At 39.2% G+C, this 21910-nt stretch carries 24 protein-coding genes and 1 pseudogene; 3 read left to right on the top strand and 22 right to left on the bottom strand.

Going from position 1 to position 21910, the window contains the following annotated elements:
• The first annotated feature begins 28 nt into the window (after positions 1-28).
• Positions 29-792 (top strand): IS5 family transposase gene (locus ACWGOO_RS05010; protein ID WP_452481702.1). Its coding sequence is split into 2 segments (ribosomal slippage): positions 29-365 and positions 365-792, totalling 765 coding nucleotides; the frame shifts between segments, so codons are not numbered across the junction.
• Here ACWGOO_RS05010 and ACWGOO_RS05005 read toward each other — a convergent pair.
• From ACWGOO_RS05005 to ACWGOO_RS04970, 8 genes are all read right to left on the bottom strand, one after another.
• On the bottom strand, positions 785-1045 hold the full coding sequence (locus ACWGOO_RS05005; protein ID WP_452481701.1) for a DinB family protein: 261 nt from the start codon (positions 1043-1045) through the stop codon (positions 785-787). The genes ACWGOO_RS05010 and ACWGOO_RS05005 overlap by 8 nt on opposite strands.
• A 190-nt stretch (positions 1046-1235) precedes the next feature.
• Entirely contained in the window at positions 1236-2009 is a 774-nt protein-coding gene (locus ACWGOO_RS05000) for a TRADD-N-associated membrane domain-containing protein (protein ID WP_452481700.1), read from the bottom strand.
• 144 nt (positions 2010-2153) lie between these two features.
• On the bottom strand, positions 2154-2627 hold the full coding sequence (locus ACWGOO_RS04995; RefSeq protein ID WP_452481699.1) for a hypothetical protein: 474 nt from the start codon (positions 2625-2627) through the stop codon (positions 2154-2156).
• Complete coding sequence (locus ACWGOO_RS04990; RefSeq protein ID WP_452481698.1) at positions 2584-2964, bottom strand: hypothetical protein; 381 nt, start codon at positions 2962-2964, stop codon at positions 2584-2586. The genes ACWGOO_RS04995 and ACWGOO_RS04990 overlap by 44 nt, the downstream gene beginning before the upstream one ends.
• A 179-nt stretch (positions 2965-3143) precedes the next feature.
• Positions 3144-4730 carry an RNA-directed DNA polymerase gene (locus ACWGOO_RS04985; protein ID WP_430076667.1) on the bottom strand — a complete coding sequence of 529 codons (1587 nt, stop codon included), beginning with the start codon at positions 4728-4730 and terminating at the stop codon, positions 3144-3146.
• A gap of 169 nt (positions 4731-4899) precedes the next feature.
• Positions 4900-5538: a hypothetical protein gene (locus ACWGOO_RS04980; protein ID WP_452481697.1), complete on the bottom strand. Its 639-nt coding sequence runs from the start codon at positions 5536-5538 to the stop codon at positions 4900-4902.
• A gap of 329 nt (positions 5539-5867) precedes the next feature.
• Positions 5868-7586, bottom strand: coding sequence for an AIPR family protein (locus tag ACWGOO_RS04975; protein WP_452481696.1), 1719 nt, complete (start codon positions 7584-7586; stop codon positions 5868-5870).
• An 88-nt stretch (positions 7587-7674) separates the two neighbouring features.
• The gene (locus ACWGOO_RS04970) at positions 7675-7878 is read right to left on the bottom strand and encodes a helix-turn-helix domain-containing protein (RefSeq protein ID WP_079346583.1); all 204 of its coding nucleotides are present in this window, start codon (positions 7876-7878) and stop codon (positions 7675-7677) included.
• A gap of 171 nt (positions 7879-8049) precedes the next feature.
• On the opposite strand from ACWGOO_RS04970, the gene ACWGOO_RS04965 reads away from it, so the two are divergent.
• Positions 8050-8337, top strand: a complete 288-nt coding sequence (locus tag ACWGOO_RS04965) for a hypothetical protein (protein ID WP_452481695.1) — start codon at positions 8050-8052, stop codon at positions 8335-8337.
• A 135-nt stretch (positions 8338-8472) separates the two neighbouring features.
• Here the strand turns inward: ACWGOO_RS04965 and ACWGOO_RS04960 are convergent, their stop codons facing one another.
• From ACWGOO_RS04960 to ACWGOO_RS04950, 3 genes are all read right to left on the bottom strand, one after another.
• A complete protein-coding gene (locus ACWGOO_RS04960) occupies positions 8473-9108 on the bottom strand; it encodes a hypothetical protein (RefSeq protein WP_452481694.1) in 636 nt (211 codons plus the stop codon).
• Between the two features lie 191 nt (positions 9109-9299).
• Complete coding sequence (locus tag ACWGOO_RS04955) at positions 9300-9995, bottom strand: HNH endonuclease (protein WP_452481693.1); 696 nt, start codon at positions 9993-9995, stop codon at positions 9300-9302.
• Between the two features lie 201 nt (positions 9996-10196).
• The gene (locus tag ACWGOO_RS04950; RefSeq protein ID WP_010345194.1) at positions 10197-10400 is read right to left on the bottom strand and encodes a helix-turn-helix domain-containing protein; all 204 of its coding nucleotides are present in this window, start codon (positions 10398-10400) and stop codon (positions 10197-10199) included.
• Positions 10401-10571: 171 nt separating this feature from the next.
• Here ACWGOO_RS04950 and ACWGOO_RS04945 point away from each other — a divergent pair, with 171 nt between their 5' ends.
• The gene (locus tag ACWGOO_RS04945; RefSeq protein ID WP_341163547.1) at positions 10572-10859 is read left to right on the top strand and encodes a hypothetical protein; all 288 of its coding nucleotides are present in this window, start codon (positions 10572-10574) and stop codon (positions 10857-10859) included.
• Between the two features lie 249 nt (positions 10860-11108).
• Here ACWGOO_RS04945 and ACWGOO_RS04940 read toward each other — a convergent pair whose 3' ends face one another.
• The 11 genes and pseudogenes from ACWGOO_RS04940 to ACWGOO_RS04890 all read right to left on the bottom strand — a co-directional run bounded on the left by ACWGOO_RS04940 (position 11109) and on the right by ACWGOO_RS04890 (position 21901).
• Positions 11109-12275: a hypothetical protein gene (locus ACWGOO_RS04940; protein ID WP_452481692.1), complete on the bottom strand. Its 1167-nt coding sequence runs from the start codon at positions 12273-12275 to the stop codon at positions 11109-11111.
• A gap of 365 nt (positions 12276-12640) precedes the next feature.
• Entirely contained in the window at positions 12641-13135 is a 495-nt protein-coding gene (locus tag ACWGOO_RS04935; protein WP_452481691.1) for a hypothetical protein, read from the bottom strand.
• Between the two features lie 142 nt (positions 13136-13277).
• On the bottom strand, positions 13278-14417 hold the full coding sequence (gene xerA, locus ACWGOO_RS04930; protein WP_452481690.1) for a site-specific tyrosine recombinase/integron integrase: 1140 nt from the start codon (positions 14415-14417) through the stop codon (positions 13278-13280).
• Positions 14418-14578: 161 nt separating this feature from the next.
• On the bottom strand, positions 14579-15049 hold the full coding sequence (locus tag ACWGOO_RS04925; protein ID WP_452481689.1) for a DUF3817 domain-containing protein: 471 nt from the start codon (positions 15047-15049) through the stop codon (positions 14579-14581).
• 707 nt (positions 15050-15756) lie between these two features.
• Positions 15757-16398: pseudogene (locus ACWGOO_RS04920) on the bottom strand (ABC transporter substrate-binding protein); the annotation flags it as partial.
• A gap of 135 nt (positions 16399-16533) precedes the next feature.
• Positions 16534-17073, bottom strand: coding sequence for a CueP family metal-binding protein (locus ACWGOO_RS04915; RefSeq protein WP_452481688.1), 540 nt, complete (start codon positions 17071-17073; stop codon positions 16534-16536).
• Between the two features lie 851 nt (positions 17074-17924).
• The gene (moaA, locus tag ACWGOO_RS04910; protein WP_452481687.1) at positions 17925-18941 is read right to left on the bottom strand and encodes a GTP 3',8-cyclase MoaA; all 1017 of its coding nucleotides are present in this window, start codon (positions 18939-18941) and stop codon (positions 17925-17927) included.
• Positions 18942-18979: 38 nt separating this feature from the next.
• Positions 18980-19213 carry a MoaD/ThiS family protein gene (locus ACWGOO_RS04905; protein WP_452481686.1) on the bottom strand — a complete coding sequence of 78 codons (234 nt, stop codon included), beginning with the start codon at positions 19211-19213 and terminating at the stop codon, positions 18980-18982.
• A complete protein-coding gene (locus ACWGOO_RS04900) occupies positions 19210-19647 on the bottom strand; it encodes a molybdenum cofactor biosynthesis protein MoaE (RefSeq protein WP_452481685.1) in 438 nt (145 codons plus the stop codon). The genes ACWGOO_RS04905 and ACWGOO_RS04900 overlap by 4 nt, the downstream gene beginning before the upstream one ends.
• An 87-nt stretch (positions 19648-19734) precedes the next feature.
• Entirely contained in the window at positions 19735-20754 is a 1020-nt protein-coding gene (locus ACWGOO_RS04895) for a ThiF family adenylyltransferase (protein WP_452481684.1), read from the bottom strand.
• Positions 20747-21901 carry a nitrate/nitrite transporter gene (locus tag ACWGOO_RS04890; RefSeq protein WP_452481683.1) on the bottom strand — a complete coding sequence of 385 codons (1155 nt, stop codon included), beginning with the start codon at positions 21899-21901 and terminating at the stop codon, positions 20747-20749. Before ACWGOO_RS04890 ends, ACWGOO_RS04895 begins: the two co-directional genes overlap by 8 nt.
• Positions 21902-21910 lie beyond the last annotated feature (9 nt).

Genomic DNA, 21910 nt, shown 5'->3' with positions numbered 1-21910 from the left:
CTCGTAAAAATCTAGTAAAATAAGGAATATGAGACGAAGATATGAGTTAACAGATGAAGAATGGAATATCCTTGAACCCCTGCTGCCCCCGGCCCGAAAAAAACAAGGAGGACGTCCGCCCAAAGATCGGCGTCAGATGCTGAATGCCGTGCTATGGGTTGCTCGAACGGGAGCGCCATGGCGAGATTTACCGAGTACGTATGGTCCTTGGTCTTCCGCCTATAGTTTTTTCTGGCGGTTGCAAAAAGCGAATATTTGGAATGAAATCTTGGAGCATGTCGCCATCGAACCCGATTGGGAGCAAGTGATGATTGATGCCACCATCGTCCGCGTCCATCAGCATGGAGCGGGCGCAAAAGGGGGCAGGATCGGCAAGCCATCGGACGTTCGCGCGGAGGATTAACCACCAAAATTCATGCGATGGTGGATGCGCTTGGCTATCCGCTGCGTTTCGAATTGACGCCAGGACAAGACCACGATTCGGTCACGGGCTATCGCCTTCTTCATGAACTGGACGTATGCCCAAGAGAAGTGTTAGCGGATCGCGCCTACGATACTAATGCCATTTTGGAGCTTTTGCAAAGCCGAGCCATTACTCCGGTGATCCCATGCAAACGCAATCGGCGGGTGAAGCGTCCGCTAGATTCAGAGACGTATAAAGAACGACACTTAGTCGAATGCTTTTTCAACAAAGTAAAAAACTATCGACGCCTGGCTACTCGCTATGAAAAAACAGCGAACATGTTCATGGCTTTTTTAACGCTGCTTTCTATTCGTTTATGGCTTAAATAGGTTTGCGTACAGACCCTAGTAGAAATTCTAATGATTTATTCTCTATAAATGAATCTTCATTGCTCTTTAACCCTTTCTTTATTGCTAGGACATATAATTCTTCTGTCTTACTTAAGTGATGACATACCTGACCAATACTCCAACTGTGTGGGTCCTTCCGTTTGTTTAATTGATCTCCACTCAGTCCATTAAGAATTCTTAGTAATTCGGCTCTAGTTTCTATTAATTTTTGATTGATTTCTTGAATTTCCATCGAAATCTTCCTTTCTTGAATTTTTTGCGGATATTTCCTATAACGTTCTCGTATTCACGACACCCAGCGAATGCTGGGTGTGTCCGGCTGCCCTTGCTTCCCTGAAATCCCTCTGCCGGACCGAGGGCGTATGCCCGATGCGTGAATATTATGTTATACGATATTGCTCTCATCATCGAAATCTCAAACGTTATTTTCTTTTTATAAGATTCTCAATCATTTGTTTCATCACTTCTGACTTAATTTGTTCATTTTGTGTATCTTCTATTAACTTAAAAGAAAGTAGAACATTTTGAACATCAATTAAGCTATCGTGGTATCCCTTAAGTTGTAGTACGGTTTTACTGTAGAGATAGAACATTAGCCCCGATATAATTTCTACTAACAGGCCAGCAGCAGTAGCAATATAAGATATGTCTTTAAATTCATCCATAAAGTAAGAGACAATAAGGCCCCCAGATATAATTAAAACTCCAAAAGTGCTCATGGTTAATGATGCATTAAAAGATTTTTTATTACTGATTTTCACCAAATCATAGTATTCCTCAAGATTTCTTAAATTTATGCTTACTAAGCTATCAAAATATCTATTAGTATTATTACCGGAACTATTTTCAAGTAATTTTTTTTGCATATTCAAGCTTTCTATTTCAGCTTTGATTTTACTTTGTTTCGCATCTGTGAAACTTGCTAAGAAGATAAATCCTCCAAAAGCAGTAATAATGATACCGATATACAAGTAAGTATCAATTACTTTTATAATGATCAAAAACCCAATCAAGGTGATTATGGCAAATAACGCTCTTAAGGCAGTAACTGTTTGCTTATCAGATATTTTCTCGTGATTTAGCTTAGCTATTCTTGAATTGATATAAGTTAGTTCGAATAAAACTGTATTTTCATTATTCTTAACATTTTCAGTTTCTACGTCAGAAGAAACTGTATTATTCATCTCGCTCTCCATGTTGTCCCCCTTGTATTTTCAGCAATTTCGTATAACGTTTCTGTATTCACGACCCAGCACATGCTGGGTGTCCGGCGAATGCCGGACCTAGGACGAAAGTCCGCAGCGTGAATATTATGTTAGGCGATGGTATTCGTTCTTGAATTATTGTTTAGTTTCTAAAGTCATTAAGTTAATATCATTCAACCGAATATAAGGCTTATCATTTTTATTAAAGTATAATGTTGCTATAAAAATACAATAAACGCCTTTATTCCAGAGTATCTTTTTCAATTTGGAACTATTAGAGATGCTCTCGCTTAATAAAACAGAAAATTCATATCCTTTTCCATCCCATGCGCCACAGTTTAAAAATTGTTTATTCGATGAGATTGAATTAACTTCGCCCCAAAATATTCTTTTTTCTCCTTTGAGTGAATGATCTGCACTTTTAAAATCTATAATTAAATCAAAAGGATCTTTGTATGTTTTACCTTCAAAAATTATTGGGATATCAATATCATCTAAAAGATTATGAATCGCATACTTTAATAGTTTTTTCAATGTAATTTTACAGGACTTATTTTTTGAAGGATCAATTGTATATGATCGAGAATTTCTTTTTTTGCCCAGCTTCAACTGAAATCAAACCTTCATTTCTTTTCTCATACGGATCATTGCTTTGGTCTAAGCTCAGGATTAACTCGTTATATGTGACATTTACTTTGTTAACTTCTTCTTTAATTGCATTATCGACATTGCTAGGATTGCTCATTCCCTGCTTACAACCACTTACATGTTTAGCAAAAAAGCAAGCTTGTTTACCATCCTTAGTTTTTCTTCTATAAAAGGCTTGAACCCTACACTCTAAGCACACTAAATTTCTTTTTACAATTTCCTTTTCTGTAGTTGAGAGACTCTCAAATTTTAAAATAGATAACTTTTCGTTGTTAATCGAATTTATTACTAGTTCCATTTCATATCACCTTGACCTTTTGAATACTTTCGCCTAACGTTCCTGTATTCACGACGTCCGATGAAGTCGGATGTGTCTGCTGAATCTACTTCCTTGGAATCGATCCAGCAGACCAAGGCTCCGTGAGGAGCCGCAGCTTGAATATTATGTTAGGTGAAGTACCATGCTTCCTAGACATTCTAAAAAGAGTTTTTCTGCGCCCATTTCTCTACTACTTGCTCCAATAGATCTCTTTGAGTTAAACTTCTTGATTTATAGTAAGGATTTCGTTCATCCTTTGGTAAGCAACTAATTGCTACTAGAAAAGCTCTCCTAACCCAAGGATCAGAAATAATACTAAATTTGTTTTCTCTAAAATATCTATGATTTTTTGATCTTCCTAAATTCAGGATTAGCTCTCTCACTGTGAAGTTATCATCATATTTCTTTATTAACTCTGAAAACAATTGTTTATTGTTCCATTCATCATTGTTAGAAAATAGATGCAATAGCCAAGATCTATTAAATTCCAACTCACTCATAAAACTACTTTGAAGCAGTCTCAAAACTCTACTTCCTATTTCGTGCTTTTGTTCTTCACTATAAGATCTAACTAGTTCAAGATGATTAATAATAGTCTTAATACTAGGAAACAACTTTCTCATATTTTCTTCTGTCAATATCAATTCTGCTACTTCAGTATTATCAAAACGCGCTAAATTTCCGATTAGAAATTTAGCAAAGCCTATATCACAGTCATCTTTACTGAGTTCTTCTTGTAGTAATTCAAATATATTTAACTCATGAAGTTTTTCTATTTCTTCTTTTTCTAATGAGGAAAGATCAATCTCTCCATAGAAATCTCTGCTAAACCCCAGCTTATCTAATAATTCATAGAACTCTTCAATTATCCTATCTTTTTCTCTTTCCTTATATAAATAAAGATGTTTAGAAATAAAGCTTTCAGTTGTCAAAATTTTAGTTTTTTGTTCATTTAATTTTAAGTTCAAAATATCATACAACTTTTGTGCCAAGAATGCTAAAGACTTGTAGGCATCATTTTCAGATTTACAGAAAAGTCGATAATCATCGACATATCTGATAAACATAATATCATTTTCAATAAGTATTAGATCTATCTCATTTAGTATAAGCTCAGCTATTGGGCGACTAAACTGAGGACCAATTGGAAGTCCTTTATGAGTCTGACTGATGTGCATAGCCTTAATTATATTAATTAAAGTCTCAGCATGAGCATTCTTTCCACTTAACCTTACACATTCGCGCAAATGAGTTTCAATGTTATGTAAATATATACTTGGATAAAAGTCCGTAATATCTGTCATTACCACATACGAATATTCTTCTGATTCCAACAATTCTCTCGTCTTATCTTCAAATTTCTTCCAATTATACTCAGGATCAAACAGGATTCCATCACTTTCAGGATTTAACCTGAATGAATACACAACATCATGCGCAGATGGTATTCTTTTGTTTTCTATTTCTTCGTATATTTCATAAATTAATGCGTTATATACTATTGAATCCAAGGGGTCTAATTGAGTACATATTCTAAAGCCGACACTGCTCTTTGGCGTAATAGTAGTTCTATATGGCCTAACTCCATTAGAATAAACATCAATTGTTAATAGATGTTTTTTCACATCATCCCAATTCTCATTAATTGCTTCAAATTCAAAAAGTTTTGGAAAAACATAAGAATCCCCGTATTTATTAATGTGCTTCAAAGACCAATTTAGAGACTCTTCTTTTAGTTTCAGCATCTTGATTTTGACCTCCAAATTATTTATGGTATTTCACCTAACGTTCCTGTATTCACGAACCCCAAAGGGGTTGTCTGCCGAAATGCCTCTCCGAAATCCATTCCGCAGACCAAGGCTCCAAAGGAGCCGAAGCGTGAATATTATGTTATAGGATGTTGCTTGTTCTTATTTACTCTCTTTTATTATCATTGATACGTTCTTCTAATTGCCTCATTTCAAAAAATCCATTTAACTCAACTTCTCTTGATACAACAGTCATAAATTCTTTCCATTGTGGTATTTGAGTATCATTGTATTCAATGACTATTACGCCACTTTCTTGAACCCATAGTCTTATACTTATATAGAATTTTTTCCCGAAAATATCTTCGTAAGAAACCGTTGTACTGTATGTAATGAAGAAATAATCAGTAGGATCTTTCCTCGCAATTCTAATTACAAATGGTACATGTTCACCCTCAGGTATACTAATTGAATTGTTCCCCACTCTAAATTCAATAGGTTCTTCTTCTTCACTTCTAAAGTTAAGCACGTTTACATTTTTCGCAACTCCTTTTCCTGCATTCTTTATTCCAAAATGAACTAACGCGGTTGTTCCTACATCATCAGTCAGTGGATATTCGTAATTTCCAGCAAACAAATTATCATCATTAAAAAATTGATTAACCCTACCTGGCATCAACAAAGGTCTAATTGAGGTTTTTCGGGAAGAGATGTTTTCTCTGAAAATATAAATTGTAATTATAAAAGTTAATACAATCGCAATATTTGCAGATACCTGAATTATATCCATTAGTAATTTAGACATATATCCTCCTCTTGTATTTTCGGGTTTTGCAATTTCCTATAACGTTCCTGTATTCATGAACCCCAAAGGGGTTGTCTGCCGAAATTGCCTCATCGGAATCCTTCTAGCAGACCAAGGCTCCAACGGAGCCGCAGCTTGAATATTATGTTATACGATGGAATTGCTTTGCTAACTATTCCTCGTTACCCTGGTACCTGCATAACAAAATGAAACTCCCCGCAGCAAGCTGCGGGGAATTGAACCCGTAGCGATTAAAATTGAATGTAACTGATAACTTTAACAGGCTATATTGTGTAATAGTTTTATTCGTATAGAGCAAAGAACAAGCATTAAACTTTTACAAGTTTGTTATTAATAATTTCATCTATTTCTTTCATAACTACATTTCTAAATTGTTGACTTTTAGCAATTTTATCTGTCCCACCAAAACTAAGGAACATCCTGTAGATTACTTTTGCTTTTTCAAGGATCTCCTCATTTTGAATGTCTTCAAGCTTAATTCGAACTATTTTCTTGGCTGAAGGATATTGATTTTGTAACTTGAGTGCAAAAAGTGAGTACAGCACATAAAAACGAATATTGTTCACTTCGGGGACACTGTAAGATCCGCTTTCCTTTAAAGCAATTTCAATTTTTTTTCCCACATGTGCAACAATATAATACGACTCCAAATCAGTTTCTGGATTAAATAATTTATTATATTCATCATCTGACTCAAGAAGTGTCGAAGGTCTCGCACGTGCATAGTCAGGTTTTTGCAGAAATACTGACATTAAGCATTGCGATAGAAATGCAACAGATACTATCTCCCTTGATTTTTTTCCCTCATTTTTGTAAAAGTTTTTTCTACGATCATAGTATAAACCTTTGCGCTTGAAGAATTCTTCAATTTGTCTGTGTATCAAGTCTGTAGTTCTAAGTGAAGATTTTGGAATCGTTGTTTGACTATTAGTTGCTTTGATAATTTTATCTCTACTTTCATCATCTTCTGGTACAATAATCTTTACAAGAACACTGCGTGTCTCATTCCCTATTTTCTCGGGATTCTGAATGAAATACTTATAAATTTCATTTGAAGTTTGAAGTCCATTTACTATTTCAGGCGATTCAATTGTTATTTCCCTTCCAGAAGATGTATATGCAGCGCCAGATAAGATGGTAATCCCATTGTTTAACCACCAGAACTCGCTTCTATTATCAGTCTGAAGAGTATTATATATTTCATTGTTAACACTGGATTTACCTTGGTAATCTCTCACATTAGATTCGAATATATGCTTTATTAACTTTCCACTTTCTTTATCCGTTATAAAATTATAAAAATCTGATAATTTAACCAATGCTATATACACCTTTTGATCTTGATGGGTCATTGGATTTTCAACTGTTTTTAGTTTATATATATCGTTAACACGTTCTTGGCTCAAATCTACAAGTTCCTGAGCACCTAAAAACTCGAAGCATACATCCGCTGTAGAGAACATTCTCCTTAATTTTTCCTCTAGTTCCTCAGACTGAACTCTAACATTTGGATGTATCTCAATTCCTTTAGAAACATATACATATCTAATAGTAAGAGAAGGCTTTTTAGTAATAAGAGAAATATATGTTTTCCTAAACAAATCAAAGGAGCTAATTATTTTGTCTGTATACCTAGATACAAATTCTGATTCATTAAAATCCAAGTCAAGCAAGTTTTCGCTTAACTTTCCAAATTTCAATATTGGTGTTTCATTAAAGGAAGTTGTGTTTTTAGCTTGGAAAATAAAAAGCTCAATCTCTACATTCTTTTTATACCTCTCCTTTATATCTTCATCATCCTCTTTAATTAGATCGCCATTTACAAATGTATAAATTGAATCTGCCCCTCCATCGTTACCTTCACCAGTCAATCCAAACTCAATTTCTTCTGTATTCAATTCATATTTTTTCAAGCGGCAAGAAGAAGCAAAAAACTCAAAAAAATCATCTTTTTTTACAAATTCATTATGATTCGAGTGTTCTTCAGAAATTATTTGCTCTAAAATAGTTTGAGTATTCTTCGACATACACTTATGCTCCTATACTAAATATATTTATTGTAACAATCACCATAAAGTAATATACCTATATATCATGATTACCGACACTAATCTGTCATTGATCAGCTATATGCTCCAATAGATCGCCAGGCTGGCATCCCAATGCCGTACATAATTTATCGATTACTTCTAACGATACATACTCATTCGTATTGAGCTTTGCCATCGTTGCCGATGAAATCCCCGTCATTTTTAGTAAATCCTGCTTCTTAATTTCCCTGTCGATCAATAATTTTTGAAATGGTTTATAACTTATCATCTGGTATCCCTTCATATCCGAATTGAATTTTTCTTTAATTATATGAAAGTATATTTCCTTAATCAAAAATATCTTTGATATGTCTTGACTATGAATTTTATTATGATAAAATAATATTCAACAAGTTGAATTTTTGTTCGCAAAATAAAACATAACGGACGGTGATCAATTATGCACAATTCTTTAGAAGTCTTACTTGATTCGTTGATTCGTAATCGAATTGAAGCTTTATATAGCGACCTTCTCAAAAACAACTCCATCTATAATCAATTCTCATCCGATCGGAATCTTTACTTCAAACAGTTACATGAGCTTTTACCTCAGGATATGCATAAAACTCTATTTCTTTACGATGATGCAGACCTTTCAGTTCAAACAATCCTAGAACGTGAAATCTACTTGCAAGGTTTTAAGGATGCTCTTCAATTACATAATGAATTAAATATAACTTCTAGTTGAGAGCCGAAACGGCTCTCTTTTCATTTGATTCTGTCGTATAACGTTCCTGTATTCACGACCCAGCGTATGCTGAGTGTCCGACGGATGTCGGACCAAGGACGAATGTCCGCAGCGTGAATATTATGTTATAGGATGTTACTTTTGATTATCCTTGAGATTTTTTTCCAATTGTCTCATTTCGAAAAATCCATTTAATTCAACTTCTCTTGATACTACAGTAATGAATTCTTTCCATTGTGGTATTTGAGCATCATTGTATTCAATTACTATTACGCTATTTTCTTGAACCCATACTCTTACACTTAAATAAAATTCCTTTCCAAAAATATCTTCGTAAGAAATCGTTGTACTATACGTAATAAAGTAATAATCAGTAGGATCTTCCCTTGCAATTCTAATTACAAAAGGTATGTGTTCACCTTCAGGTATACTTATTGCATTATTCCCTACTCTAAATTCAATAGGTTCATTTTCTTCGCTTATAAAATTCAGCACTCTTACGTTTTTTGCAGATCCCTTTCCCGCATTTTTTATTCCAAAATGAACCAAAGCAGTTGTTCCAACATCGTCAGTCATAGGATATTCGTAATTTCCAGCAAACAAATTATCATCATTGAAAAATTGATTAACCCTACCTGGCATTAACAAAGGTCTGATTGAAGTTTTTCTAGAAGAAATGTTTTCTCTGAAAATATAAATTGTAATTATAAAAGTTAATACAATCGCAACGTTTGCAGATATCTGAACTATGTCCATTAGTAACTTAGGCATATGTCCTCCTTTTTATTTTGTGGTTTAGCAATTTCCTATAACGTTTCTGTATTCACGAACCTCCAACGGAGGTTGTCCGGCTGTTTCCACTCCCCTGCCCACCACTTCTGCCGGACCGAGGGTGACAACCCGAAGCTTGAATATTATGTTATAGGAAGTACAATAACTTCCTCGAGATAACTCAAATTCAATCAATTATTAAAAAACTCTTCCCTCTTAATAAAATTATACATGGAAGGATGATCTTCTTTATTATCTGGATATCGGATACTTTGATATTCTATTTTCAAATCATCTTCTGTATTTAATACAATCTTTCCCTCGGATGTAATAAAGAATAAACCTGCATCATACGCAACCTCATGAGTGACACACAAACATACTCCGTTCTGAATTTCTTCTGTACCACCATCTGAGACAGGCCATATATGAGCAGCCCGCAAAATTTTAGAGTTACTTATGCTACAAATAGCACATTGATTGTTGTACGCTTTTAAAACTTCATCTCTAAATGACTTTTGTCTCCTTACAGGTTTTAAAACAATTGATTCTTGCCATTCTCTAGCATTAGGATACGGTCTTCTTTCATTATATGAATCCTCATCCTCCAAAGTAACGCTCCCGTCATCATTAAACACTGAGGTAGGTAAAGAATCATATCTTAGCATTGACATATCCAAAAGTCCCCATCTCCCATGATAGTCAAGGACAACCATTACACGTAATTCATTCTTAGCATGGTAAAAATAATCACAGATAGGAAAAAGCATTTCATCATCTAAACCTTCTATGACTTCTTCTTTAATAGCCTGATTTCTTTTTTCTCTTATTGCAGCATTGTTAGCTTCTTTCAATAATTCTTTAGTGAAATATTTATTTGAATGCATCTTGCATCACTCTCCTCTATATTTTTCGTATTTCCTATAACGTTCCTGTATTCATGAACCCCGTCAGGGGTTGTCTGCTGAAATGCCTCTCCGAAATCCTTCCCGCAGACCAAGGCTCCAAAGGAGCCGCTGCTTGAATATTATGTTATACGATGGAATCACTTCTTCGATTAACCAGCATCCATTCTTGATTCTAAGCTTTCATTGTTCTGCTATATGTTCCAATAAATCTCCTGGCTGACAACCTAAAGCAGCACATAATTTATCAATCACTTCTAATGACACATATTCGTTTGTATTGAGTTTCGCCATTGTAGCAGACGAAATACCTGTCATTTTCAATAAATCCTGCTTCTTAATCTCCCTGTCGATCAATAATTTTTGAAATGGTTTATAACTAATCATCTGATATTCCTTTCACACATCAAGTGAATTTTTCTTTAATTATATGAAAGTATATTTTCTTTATCAAAAACATCTTCAACATGTATTGACTTAATTATTTAATATGATAAAATTATATTTAATAAGTTGAATTTTTATTCATAAAATAAAATACATTGGATGGTGTTCAAAATGCATAATTCTTTAGAACTCTTACTTGATTCACTGATTCATACTCGAATTGAATCTTTATATGGCGAGCTTATCAAAAACAACTCCAGCTACAACCAGTTCTCATCCGAACGGAATCTCTACTTTAAGCAGTTACATGAAGGAGTACCGGAGAATATACAGAAGACCCTATTCCTTTACGACGATGCTGAGCTTTCTGTTCAAGCTATTTTAGAACGTGAAATTTATTTGCAAGGTTTTAAGGACGCTCTTCACCTGCATAACGAATTACATATATCTTTAGACTGAGAGCCTTCTGGCTCTTTTTCATTTTGATTCTGTCGTATAACATTCTTGTATTCCGACCTAGCGTATGCTGGGTGTCCGGCGAATGCCGGACCAAGGACGTATGTCCGTAGCGTGAATATTATGTTATACGACGATCTCACATCTTGAACTACTTCCAAAAAGTATTTCAATTTATCTTGTCTTCATATGAGCTACTATTTAAAATAGCTTATCCAGGAATTCTTCTTCCAGACAAGCCTTTTTTCATTGTTATTTAGACTCGAACAATTCATGGTGTAGTTCTTCTACTTTTTCCATCCCAGCAGCTGTAAGCTTAACTTTTATTATAGGTTCCTCCTGTTCTATGGATTCTTCTCGTATTAACTCTATATACTTTTTGTCTTTTAAATACTCATAAGCCTCTTTTTTCTCCAAAAATAAATTATCATATTTATTTTGCGTATAAATATGTTGGTCTTCTCGCGTATAAAACAAATCATTATATATCTTTTCCAATAACTCTAGTCTCAAAGATTCTCGATGATAAATAGGCATACTTTCGTCTGCTACTCCTTCTATAATCTCACGTCGTAAGCCAATCAAATAGATTTCACTAGGATTATCCCAAGGTTCACCTGGAGTGAAATAACGAGAGTAAACGTCTTCAAAATGAAGATCTATCACAGTCTCTTTTAGTAATTTAACTAAGAACTTTTTCTGTTTGTCTTTTGGGTAATTCAAAGCCTTTTCTAAATTATTTATCTCATACAAAACTGATAGTTTATCTTTATCTATTAAATGATTCAATCCCATAGCCCCATCTATATCGTCTAACTCTAAAGCCGAGGCTAGTTGCCACATTCCAAAAAGAAGAATCCTAGATTTGAAAAATGTGTCATCTAATCTTATCTCTTTTTTCTCCAAACTATAAATATAAAAGTACTTTAAAACTTTGAAAAATAATTTTAACTCTTCTCTCCAACCATCATCAGAAACATCTTCATACAGCTGAATCCTTTTTAGTTCGTAGTAAGAAACTAAGATATCCGCATTAGCATACTCTATATTTTTATCTAATATTTCGAATATTGCTTTATTCTGATCCAGACGACTTATATGCTTTTTTAATGTATCTGGTCGATACGCTGTAGAGGTTTCAAACATTTGAGTAATGGCAACATACAGAGGCCAATAGAATTTGTTTTTTGAATCTCGCCATTCCTTTTTTTTCTCTCGTTGCTGAATAATTGTATGATTGATAGCTTGACCCCCAGCAGCACCTATAAGTAACGTAATCCATGGATTAATTGGAAGTGGTATTATCAACTCTTGAAAAACTCGATTGATAAAAGGTATTAAATCTTTTTGCAAAAACAAATTTAAAGGTTCCAATTTAATAAGGTTATTATTAAGGGCATAAATGAATACAGCACCCAATAGTATTAATAAGAAATAGAAAAAAAATTTAAGCTTACGTTTAGAACGAAAACGCAATAAACACTTCTTAAAAGTATATTTCAAATTGTGGTATCTTTCGATGCTAAAGTTTTTAATATTAACCCCTCCATTCTATATCTTCTATTTTCAATGACTTAATTAACATAACATTATATTAGCGTTTTTCTTCTCTCTCTTTTGTGCTTTTTAGAGATTGTCGTATAACGTTCCCGTATTTACGACGCCTGGTAAATGCCAGGTGTGTCCGGCTGCCTCTGCTTCCCTGAAATCCCTCTGCCGGACCGAGGGTGTATGCCCAATGCGTGAATATAATGTTAGGTGAGGTTCCTGCCATCCTGAAATACTCACAAATCAGTTTTAATGAATTCTGTTCTATTCGCTTTAATCCAGTCATTCATTCTATTTATTGAAGTTTCTGAGTATTTAATGTATTGTTCATACAGACTTTTCACATCATTCATTAACTCTTTGTCGTTTTCTAAATCTGTTGGACTTACTGCTTTTTTCAGTTTATTTCGTTCTACAATGAGGATCTCTATATCGTCTAATAATTTGGGTAGGGCAACATCTTCAAAATAATGTAATCCTTTTTTTATTCCATTCCAGGATTTTAGTTCATTTATGTTGTAAGCAGAAAACCAATAAAATTCCTCCAAAGTCTTGGTGTGGTTATGAAAAGAATAAAATAAGTAAAGTCCCTTTTGTCCTTCGTTTAATTGGTTATACATTTCGGACTTGGCTGAGGAGTCCTTCCCCCGAACAGCTAACAACATTGGCTTTATACATAACCAACTTAAAGCTTTGCTTTCAATATCTATGAGGTCGAGTTTTACCTTCATTAAATTCTCCTTTCATTTTTAGGCTTTGCAGGAATTTCACCTAACGTCTTATTTACGAACTTCCGAAAAAATGCTCTTTTCGTCATATTCACGAACTTCGTGAATCCTGCACTTTTCTCCTTATTCCCGCACTTTCTGCGTTTCAATCCTCCAGCCCGCCCATCCGATCCAACGGACTTTGAATCCGCCCAATGTCCCGCCTGCTCACATGTGTATACCGCTCCGTCGTTCGCACACTCTGATGCCCCAGTAGTTCCTGAATATAGCGAAGATCGATCCCATTCTCCAGCAAGTGGGTCGCAAAGGAATGCCTTAACGAATGGATACTCACCTGTTTGCGAATGCCCGCTTCGGCCAGCGCTTTTTCAAACACTTTCTGCGCTGAACGTTCCGTCAGGTGGCGGCCTTCTCTCTGCCCTGGAAACAGCCAGTCTTCTGGCTGCTCCGCCCCTATGTACTGCTCGACCACCGCAAAAGCCGCTTCGGAGAGCAGCGTTTGCCTATCCTTCCTGCCCTTTCCCTGACGGACTTTCAGCACTTTCCGTTCCCGGTCGCAGTCTTCGGGACGCAACCTCACCACTTCGCTTACCCGCAGCCCGGATGTATACGTCAGGTACAGAATAGCCCGATGCTTTGGATTTTTCACTACTTTCAACAGACGCATGACCTCATTCAGGGACAGCACATTCGGCAGTTTACTCTCCTTTTTCGGACGAACATAGGCGGCGGATTTGGGCTGCTTCAGCACATGGTGAAAGTAAAATTTTAGCGCGCTAATCGCTTGGTTAACATAAGCGTGCGAAAGGCCTTTTTCGAGCAGCGCCAGCGCATATTTTTGCACCGCCGCATCATTTATACTTACTTCGGTCCCTTGCAAATCGGCGAAAAAGCGTTCCGTTTGCGATATGTAAGCTTTAATCGTCTTGCTGCTGTAACCCCTTGCCACCAATGCATCGCGCAATTCTTTCCGCCGATCCGGATTCCATTCACCTCGTTCCGAAGAAAAGAGAACCGCATTGACCTGCGCACCCCGCCGATCCAGCCATTCCAGGATGTACGGCAGCTCTTTATTTAAGCGCTCGTCGCACTCGAACTCGCAGCTCTGATACGCTTCCAACAGGCTTTCTACAGCCGCGATGCTGTACGGAATCGTCCAGATTTTTTCGTCCGGAACCCATTTCCTGCCTGGTATGGACCGAATCCCTTCTCGCTCCTCGACTCCGTATCGCTCCAACCGTACGCCGATCGTTTTTTCATCCCGATAAAGCAGGTTAATCTTCATCTTGCTTACCTCCTTAGTATATCAGCCGTTCAAAAAATTGGAAATCGAATTTTGCACAAAAAAGGGCCTTAAGATGGAGATTCATCTTAAGGCCCCGATTCTTTCGAAGCAAATGGTTGATCCGTTAAGTCCAATTTTCATTATCATAAACTGCCTTACCTTTACTTGTCCAGTTCCTCCGCCACATCATCCCATAGCATCGCCGCCACCTTCTCCAACCGATACCCCGGCTTCAGGTTTAGTAGGTATCCTTTTGGAACTCCCCCTCCTCCCCGCAGAAACAAAAGAAGAGCCGCAAGGCCCGCCCGGATTTCCTTTTTGAGATACGATTTGAACACAAAGGTTCCAACCGGCAGAACGGAAGCTCCGAGCGCCAACAGGAGCTTTTTGCCCCCCCATCTCAGCTCGCTAAATGCGTGCAGGGCGGCCAGGATATAGAGCACAAACAGCACGCCGTGCGCCATCTCCACAATCGAGACAGCCTGGTCGATCCCGGCCATGTACTTGAACGGCATCACGACCAGAAGCAGCAGCAGGAATGAGACCCCTTCCAGATAACCGATCACCTTGAACCTTCCGAGTACGGTAGTCACCATGTCATCCTCTTTAAAGCAAGTAGTTACCGCCTTCATTCTAACGGATAAACCGCTCTCTGCTCAACTTTCGCGCTTTCTTTTCCGGCCGCCTGGCAGGGTAATGTATAATGAGGAATATAGCGTTTCTAAATTTCCAGGATCGGAGAGATTCATCCATGAAAATGATTCCGCCGCAGCCGTTTACGTACCGGGGAGGTCAGCGCGCCGTTCTGCTGCTGCACAGCCTGAATTACTTGCAGATGTAGAAGAAATTCGCCAAGTGTCTCAAGCTTATACAAATAATGACTCAACGATTGAGCAAGAGCAATCTCCTCTTCTTGTGTTATCGATTCTCGTGAACATAAACGTTATCTTGGATTAGAAGAACTGATCGACACTCAAGCAGGACCTATTCCGGGCGCAGTGAATTATTTCTGACAAGACGTGCGTCACGCTGAGAAAGAACGCTATGCCGATGAAGAAGTATTACAAACACATTTTGCAGAAATAGAGAAAGAACAACCAATTATCGTCTAGTGTGAATCGGGTGAATCGGGTGTATCCACCTGTCCTAATCTATTGGCCATGAATGAAGCTGGGTTTAGTAATGTAAGGTACTACCCAGAGAGATGAGAGCGACTGGTTGAGCTGGCGAGGAGTGAGTAAGAGAATACAGCGAAAAGCCCGCGGGAGACGCGGGCTTTTCGTGCTGCGGTTTTAGAGGCTATGCCGATTCTAAACCGGTCGGAATACTATGGTCGACCTCATTGCGTAATTGCCGCAACAACCCGGTCAACCAGCGATTTCGACGAGATAGAGCCGCCAAACATCCATGTCTTACTGCCCGCCCAGTACATAGGTACGTTTTTCTTTGATAAAATTCAGGCCGTTCCAACCGAATTATTTTTCAGCGCTGCTCCGAAAACATCATCGTTCGGTTGCACAATATAGATGAAGTTGCTGTCCTGAACGGCAGACAACGCTTCAATGCCTACGGTTGAAAAACCATACTGTTCAAGCTTGTCCGGCTTCCAATCGTTAACCAGCCCGATCTTCGCCAGTGTTCCCGCGACGACTGAGTTATCCGTAAACATGCGCAGACTGGCCGCATTTTGATAAGTGAATGCCTGTGTCAGAATGTACAGCAAATCCGCTTTACCGGCAGCGGCAGGCTTTTCTTTGGCTTCCGCATAATGCTGGTCCAACTCCTTCAGCATCTGCTTCGCTTTGTCTTCTTTTCCCAGAGCGACCGCGATGTTGTTGAGAATCTCTACCATTTTGTCATGATCGTAGCCGTTACCGCTATTCAGACTATATTCGACTGTCGGTGCAGTGGCTCTCAGTTGATCATAGATAGCTGCATTTCCATCCGTATTGGAAATGATCAGATCCAGCTTCAATGCAGCGCTGACCCAGGTACTCCTTCCACGGGGTAGTTGGTGCCTGGTGTCGTTATATTTTTCGAATGTTAAAAGCTTTGTAAGCATTCCTAGTCCCTTTCCTCCACACAGGAACCCGGATATAGATTTGAATTTATTGCGTTAACCCAATTGCATCGTGGTCATACAGGTATCGTCGTTTTCAAACGTGGAGATTTTGGATTTTGCAGTTTTCCCCTCATGCTCCACCGTAACGCTATAGGTTTTGTCACGCGGCAGCCATAGATCAATAAATCCATTGGTCTGGGATTTTATTGAGGTTTTATTCATGACTGAATTTCCATCAGAATCGTGAATCGTTACACTGAACTCTTCATCCTTCATTTCGCCTTGACAACCAGTCAGGCTATGGGTTGCACAAGGGTGGGTCTGTTTCATATATGGCGCTATCGAAACAAAAAACTCGTGATCAGGCAGATTGTAGGTCTTGGTTGTGGTACCATCCTCCGATACACTCAACTGACTGGAAGTGATGGAAGCGGACTGGGCCGTTGCCTTTCTTGTACTGAAATCATGCACCAATTGCTTGATATTTGACGCTCCTTGGGTATCGGCTTCTTCTCGCTGGGCATTTCCTGCAATCAGATATGTCCCTATGGCAACCGCAACTACCCCCGTAGCTATCAAGGTTATTTTTTTCATCTTGAGTTCATCTCCTTGTCCCTTTTTTTACTATTATAAAGGAGTGCACATCAGGATGGACAGGATGAACTCTTTATGTCACCATATGCTCACATTCATCTGCTATACAGGTCAAGAATTGAGCAACAGGCGGTTTTCACTCCATTTCTTATAAAAAATCCTGCACTTCACATACCTACACCAAGTGATCTCCATCCTTGCCCCAATAATCCTTCGCAATGGTGTAGGGTACAGTCGAAAAGAACCTGGAAAATCATATAGATCATGACTGCCCATAATGAAATTGACGAATTGGCCTTGTAAGCATTTAATCTTTTCCAGTGCTGCTTATATATCCATGCCCATCAATAAATTCTTTCCCTCAGCTAAAATGCGACGGGCAAGGACGTTACCCCTCGATACCAATAACCATGTAATATGTTTTTTCCATATTCAATGATGTCATAACGAAACATATTCTGTAGGGACTCCTCTAACTATAATTTAAATTTCTCTGAATGATCTTGAGTGCATCCAAACCGATCTGATATTTCTTTTTGTAGACGAGTTTAGTAGGTTAACCACGTCCTATGACATCAATCTGGGCTGCCATTTCGTTGGTCGACGTTATCACCTTGTGTTCAGCACTTGCAAGGCTTTACATCACTCACCTCTCTGCACCATATCTGGACTAGATATTCATATCGTGCAGTATATCGCAAAAGGCAAAACCCGGGACATGGAAATCTAATTCCATGTCCCGGGTTTTGCCTTTTCAGTAACAATCCCAAGATCATAATAATACCGAATTTAAGTTTTGCCAACAAAAATGTTTGCGCTTTCTTTTTTCGTGTAGTGTCTGTCCATAAGCGTTAACCGCCAATGTAAGACATGTCGATTTTTTTTCTATTCTTTGCTGTCTGTTCAGTACGTTCATCGGAATACCGGTCAGTACGTCGCTCCCATACCTCAGTAATCACGGCGAGTAGTTCCTGGTCATTCGCTCCGTTACGAAGCATCTGGCGTAAATCAAATCCACCTGAAGCAAACAAGCACGTATAAAACTTGCCATCAGACGATAAGCGAGCGCGTGTACAGGACGAACAAAACGATTCGGAAACCGAGGTAATAAAGCCAACCTGTGCCGCACTGTCTTTATAGCGATAGCGCTCTGCCACTTCTCCAAAATAGTCGCGCTCCACTGGCTCCAGCTCGTAAGTATTTTTTAGACGCTCATAAATTTCTTTTTTTGTTAAAACTTTCTTGAAGCTCCATCCTATGCTGTTCCCTGCATCCATAAACTCAATAAACCGAAGGGTAATTCCCTGTTCTTTAAAATAAGCAGCCATCGGCAAAATTTCGGAATCATTTAGACCTTTTTGTACCACCATATTGACCTTAATTTCAAAGCCAATTGTTTTGGCATAATCGATCTGCTTCAAAATAAAAGCGGGCTTAATGCCCCGTCCATTCATCCGTCCAAACAGTTCAGGATCCAGAGCGTCCACACTGACATTCAGCCGTCGTAACCCCGCGTCATAGAGGCGTTGTGCCTGTTGCCCTAGTAGCAAACCATTTGTGGTCAAGCCGACATCTTCTACTCCGTTAATGGACAGGATTTTGGAGACAAGGTCAGGTAGGTTTCGGCGCATTAATGGTTCGCCGCCCGTTAGTCGGATTTTTTTTACCCCTACGCTTACAAAAAGCTTCGCCAGCCGATAAATCTCTTCGAATGACAGACATTCACTTTTGGGAAGAAAGGCAAAATCATCACCGAAAATTTCTTTAGGCATGCAGTAGGAACAGCGAAAATTGCAGCGGTCCGTAACAGATATACGTAAATCGCGGATCGGCCGTCTCAATTGGTCTTTCAGTGGATGTGAACTCATGTGGCCACCTCCTTTTCTAGTTGTCTGGATCGTTATCTTTAACCGCCGCTGACGGGCGGAATAAAAGCTGCGACATCTCCATCCTGTAGCACATCCGTAAGCAACGCATATTCCTCGTTTACTGCAATTCGTACAGAATTGATCGGTAGATCTGGATATCTTTCTGCTATCCAACCGTATAAGTCGCCAACAGTTCGACCCACCAAATCCGCCATTTCTTCAGCTATTCCCGTCACCTCACGGAATCCCGCAAAATAGTACAACTTAATCATGACTTCTCCCCCGGCTTTTTCTTTTGGTATCCAATCCACTGTGTTCCGTCTTCCCAAATTTCTTGTTTCCAGATCGGAACCATTTCTTTGATTCGTTCGATCGCGTATTCATTCGCCTCATACGCATCCGAGCGGTGCGGTGAAGAAACGGCGATGACAACGGCAATATCACCGATTTGAAGCTCGCCAATCCGGTGCGCGATTGCCACTCGTGTCCCTTCCCATTTCTGCTCGATTTCGTGGCCAATCTCCGCGAGTTTTTTCTTAGCCATTGGCACGTAGGCCTCATAAGCGAGATATAAGGTCCGTACACCTTGGGTCCACTCCCGTACGTGCCCTGTAAACACGGTCACCGCTCCTGCTTCCGGCCTTAGGACATAATCCGCATAAACCTGCGGGACAATGGGCTCCGTCACGATTTCAAATACACTCATCTTTTCCGCCTTTCAGCCACCCGGCAAGCTATTCTCCCATGAAAACTCTATTAAAATATTTTTATTTCTTGTATCTACATTTCTCGTTTAACCGAACAGCTGATGATATAGTTTTTGACCGTTGGCAACACTCCGGACACCGTGTATGAGAAGCCTTCCGTTTTTGAATAAAATCATTCGATGCTTAAAAGCATAAAATTCAACGAAATAAGGAGTTCTTTTTACACTATCTGCTATAAGCCTGCCCATTTTCTCCGCATCATCGAGCGTGATCGGACGATGTGGGTCTGGAAGAACCTGTACCACGTTCCGTCCGCACAGAGCCGCATACGCCGAGCGACGTGATGCTGTCAGTGTAGGAAACGTAGGGTGTTCTCCACAGGTTGGGCAATCTTGGTTACGGATGCGGGAAATCCCTATGTCCATCTGCGTGTTCTCCCATAGATCAAATAGATGAACCTTGCGGCGCATCTTATCACGACTGCCGCTCAGCCACTTCATGGCTTCTGCACATTGGAGGGCGGCTGTCACCTGGACTGCAGGCGAGATGATTCCAGCCGTATCGCAGGTCTGATTGATCGCAGGCAGCGATGGCAGAAGGCAGCGTAAACAAGCTGACTCGCTCGGCACGAATGGAAAAACAACGCCTGTGCTTCCAACACAGGCTCCATAAATCCATGGAATTCCTGCCTTCAGTGCAGCATCGTTGATAAGCAGACGAGTTTCAAAATTGTCCGTAGCATCCATCAGCAATATGCTTTTGCTCGCAAGTTCTTGAACAAGCTCGGCATCCAAATTATCGAGATATGTGTACAACCGCACGTCTTCTCGTATGGCTTTCAGCCTCTTTTCGGCTGCCATGACCTTAGGCTGCATTTCCGCGGCGTCCTGCTCCGTAAACAGCTGCTGACGTTGCAGATTCGACATCTCTACATAATCCCTGTCAACAAGATGAAGCTCCCCAACGCCCGCTCTTACCAGTGTTTCGGCAATGGCGGAACCCAGTGCCCCGCAACCAATAATGGTGACGACAGCAGCGGATAGATTACGCTGCCCTTCGCCACCAATAGGTCTAAATAAGATTTGTCTGGAATAACGCTCATTCATTAGATTGTGTCCCTTGATAATACAGCCATATGACGAGGATCAGGCTAGCCAGCGCCACTTGGGAGAGTAGCATGAATCCAATGGAATAATGGCCAGTAACGGCATGAATCGTCGACAACAAGATCGGAGGGAAAAAGCCACCGAGACCGCCCATCATGGATACAATTCCGTTAACTATACCTGCTTGTTTATTAAAATAAAATGGGACTAGCTTGAAAATGACGCCGTTCCCCACTCCAGCACATACAGCGATCGCCAAGCAGCCTACTGTATAAAGGGTGATCGCTGGCGAAAAAGCTAAAAGAATCGCAGCGACCGTATAAACTGAGAACGTCCCTACCAGCAGGAACAGAGGCTGAAACCGATCTGCCAGCCAGCCACCAATGGGACGAAAGAAAGTAGCAATTGCTATGAAGCCTGCTGTACGCATCCCTGCATCCACTTTAGGCAGCTCAAAATTCGAAACCAGGAAGTTCGGCAAGTATACCGTGAATGCTACAAATGAACCAAATGTGATAAAATAAAAGAGCGAGAAAAACCAAAGTTTTTCATTTTTGTAAACTCCTTTAATTTGCTCCATAATGGGTGTCTTTACTTTAGCTTCATGACGGTCCCCTAAGAAGAAATTCACAACGATAAAAACAAGCAGCAGAATGAGATACAGCTTCACTGTAGGGGCCCAGCCAATTTGAGTAGCCACAATAGGGGCCGAGAAGGTAGTGACGGCTGTTCCCAAATTTCCTATGCCATACATTCCATTTACAAATCCATGCTTTTCCTTTGAATAATACTTCGGCAGCGAAGTCACACCAACCGAGAACACAGCTCCTCCAATCCCAAGGAACAAGCCACCGATAATTAAATCCATCATCGTAGAAGCTTCACTGATATAGTAGACGGGAAACAAAAGTAAAATAAAGCTAATGAGAAAAACGATTCTTGCTCCGAAGATGTTGGCATAATAACCAAGCGGAATGCGCAGAATCGATCCAAGCACGACCGGAATCGCTGTGACTATGGCCAATTTTCCGGGTGGAATAGCAATATCCTCCGTAATGAACGGCATAAGCGAAGAAATGATAACCCATACCATGAATCCAAGAATCAAGTTCAATGTTTGTAACGGCAACTGCATTTTTCTAATCATTTAACTCAC

The organism is Paenibacillus sp. NPDC055715 (assembly GCF_053617595.1).
This window is presented reverse-complemented; position numbering and strand designations above follow the sequence as displayed.

What these genes read in the sequence shown, in the direction of transcription:
- ACWGOO_RS05005 (WP_452481701.1), bottom strand. Translation starts at nt 1,045, where the DNA reads ATGGAAATTCAAGAAATCAATCAAAAATTAATAGAAACTAGAGCCGAA.
- ACWGOO_RS05000 (WP_452481700.1), bottom strand. Translation starts at nt 2,009, where the DNA reads ATGGAGAGCGAGATGAATAATACAGTTTCTTCTGACGTAGAAACTGAA.
- ACWGOO_RS04990 (WP_452481698.1), bottom strand. Translation starts at nt 2,964, where the DNA reads ATGGAACTAGTAATAAATTCGATTAACAACGAAAAGTTATCTATTTTA.
- ACWGOO_RS04985 (WP_430076667.1), bottom strand. Translation starts at nt 4,730, where the DNA reads ATGCTGAAACTAAAAGAAGAGTCTCTAAATTGGTCTTTGAAGCACATT.
- ACWGOO_RS04980 (WP_452481697.1), bottom strand. Translation starts at nt 5,538, where the DNA reads ATGTCTAAATTACTAATGGATATAATTCAGGTATCTGCAAATATTGCG.
- ACWGOO_RS04975 (WP_452481696.1), bottom strand. Translation starts at nt 7,586, where the DNA reads ATGTCGAAGAATACTCAAACTATTTTAGAGCAAATAATTTCTGAAGAA.
- ACWGOO_RS04970 (WP_079346583.1), bottom strand. Translation starts at nt 7,878, where the DNA reads ATGATAAGTTATAAACCATTTCAAAAATTATTGATCGACAGGGAAATT.
- ACWGOO_RS04965 (WP_452481695.1), top strand. Translation starts at nt 8,050, where the DNA reads ATGCACAATTCTTTAGAAGTCTTACTTGATTCGTTGATTCGTAATCGA.
- ACWGOO_RS04960 (WP_452481694.1), bottom strand. Translation starts at nt 9,108, where the DNA reads ATGCCTAAGTTACTAATGGACATAGTTCAGATATCTGCAAACGTTGCG.
- ACWGOO_RS04955 (WP_452481693.1), bottom strand. Translation starts at nt 9,995, where the DNA reads ATGCATTCAAATAAATATTTCACTAAAGAATTATTGAAAGAAGCTAAC.
- ACWGOO_RS04950 (WP_010345194.1), bottom strand. Translation starts at nt 10,400, where the DNA reads ATGATTAGTTATAAACCATTTCAAAAATTATTGATCGACAGGGAGATT.
- ACWGOO_RS04945 (WP_341163547.1), top strand. Translation starts at nt 10,572, where the DNA reads ATGCATAATTCTTTAGAACTCTTACTTGATTCACTGATTCATACTCGA.
- ACWGOO_RS04935 (WP_452481691.1), bottom strand. Translation starts at nt 13,135, where the DNA reads ATGAAGGTAAAACTCGACCTCATAGATATTGAAAGCAAAGCTTTAAGT.
- xerA (WP_452481690.1), bottom strand. Translation starts at nt 14,417, where the DNA reads ATGAAGATTAACCTGCTTTATCGGGATGAAAAAACGATCGGCGTACGG.
- ACWGOO_RS04925 (WP_452481689.1), bottom strand. Translation starts at nt 15,049, where the DNA reads ATGAAGGCGGTAACTACTTGCTTTAAAGAGGATGACATGGTGACTACC.
- ACWGOO_RS04915 (WP_452481688.1), bottom strand. Translation starts at nt 17,073, where the DNA reads ATGAAAAAAATAACCTTGATAGCTACGGGGGTAGTTGCGGTTGCCATA.
- moaA (WP_452481687.1), bottom strand. Translation starts at nt 18,941, where the DNA reads ATGAGTTCACATCCACTGAAAGACCAATTGAGACGGCCGATCCGCGAT.
- ACWGOO_RS04905 (WP_452481686.1), bottom strand. Translation starts at nt 19,213, where the DNA reads ATGATTAAGTTGTACTATTTTGCGGGATTCCGTGAGGTGACGGGAATA.
- ACWGOO_RS04900 (WP_452481685.1), bottom strand. Translation starts at nt 19,647, where the DNA reads ATGAGTGTATTTGAAATCGTGACGGAGCCCATTGTCCCGCAGGTTTAT.
- ACWGOO_RS04895 (WP_452481684.1), bottom strand. Translation starts at nt 20,754, where the DNA reads ATGAATGAGCGTTATTCCAGACAAATCTTATTTAGACCTATTGGTGGC.
- ACWGOO_RS04890 (WP_452481683.1), bottom strand. Translation starts at nt 21,901, where the DNA reads ATGATTAGAAAAATGCAGTTGCCGTTACAAACATTGAACTTGATTCTT.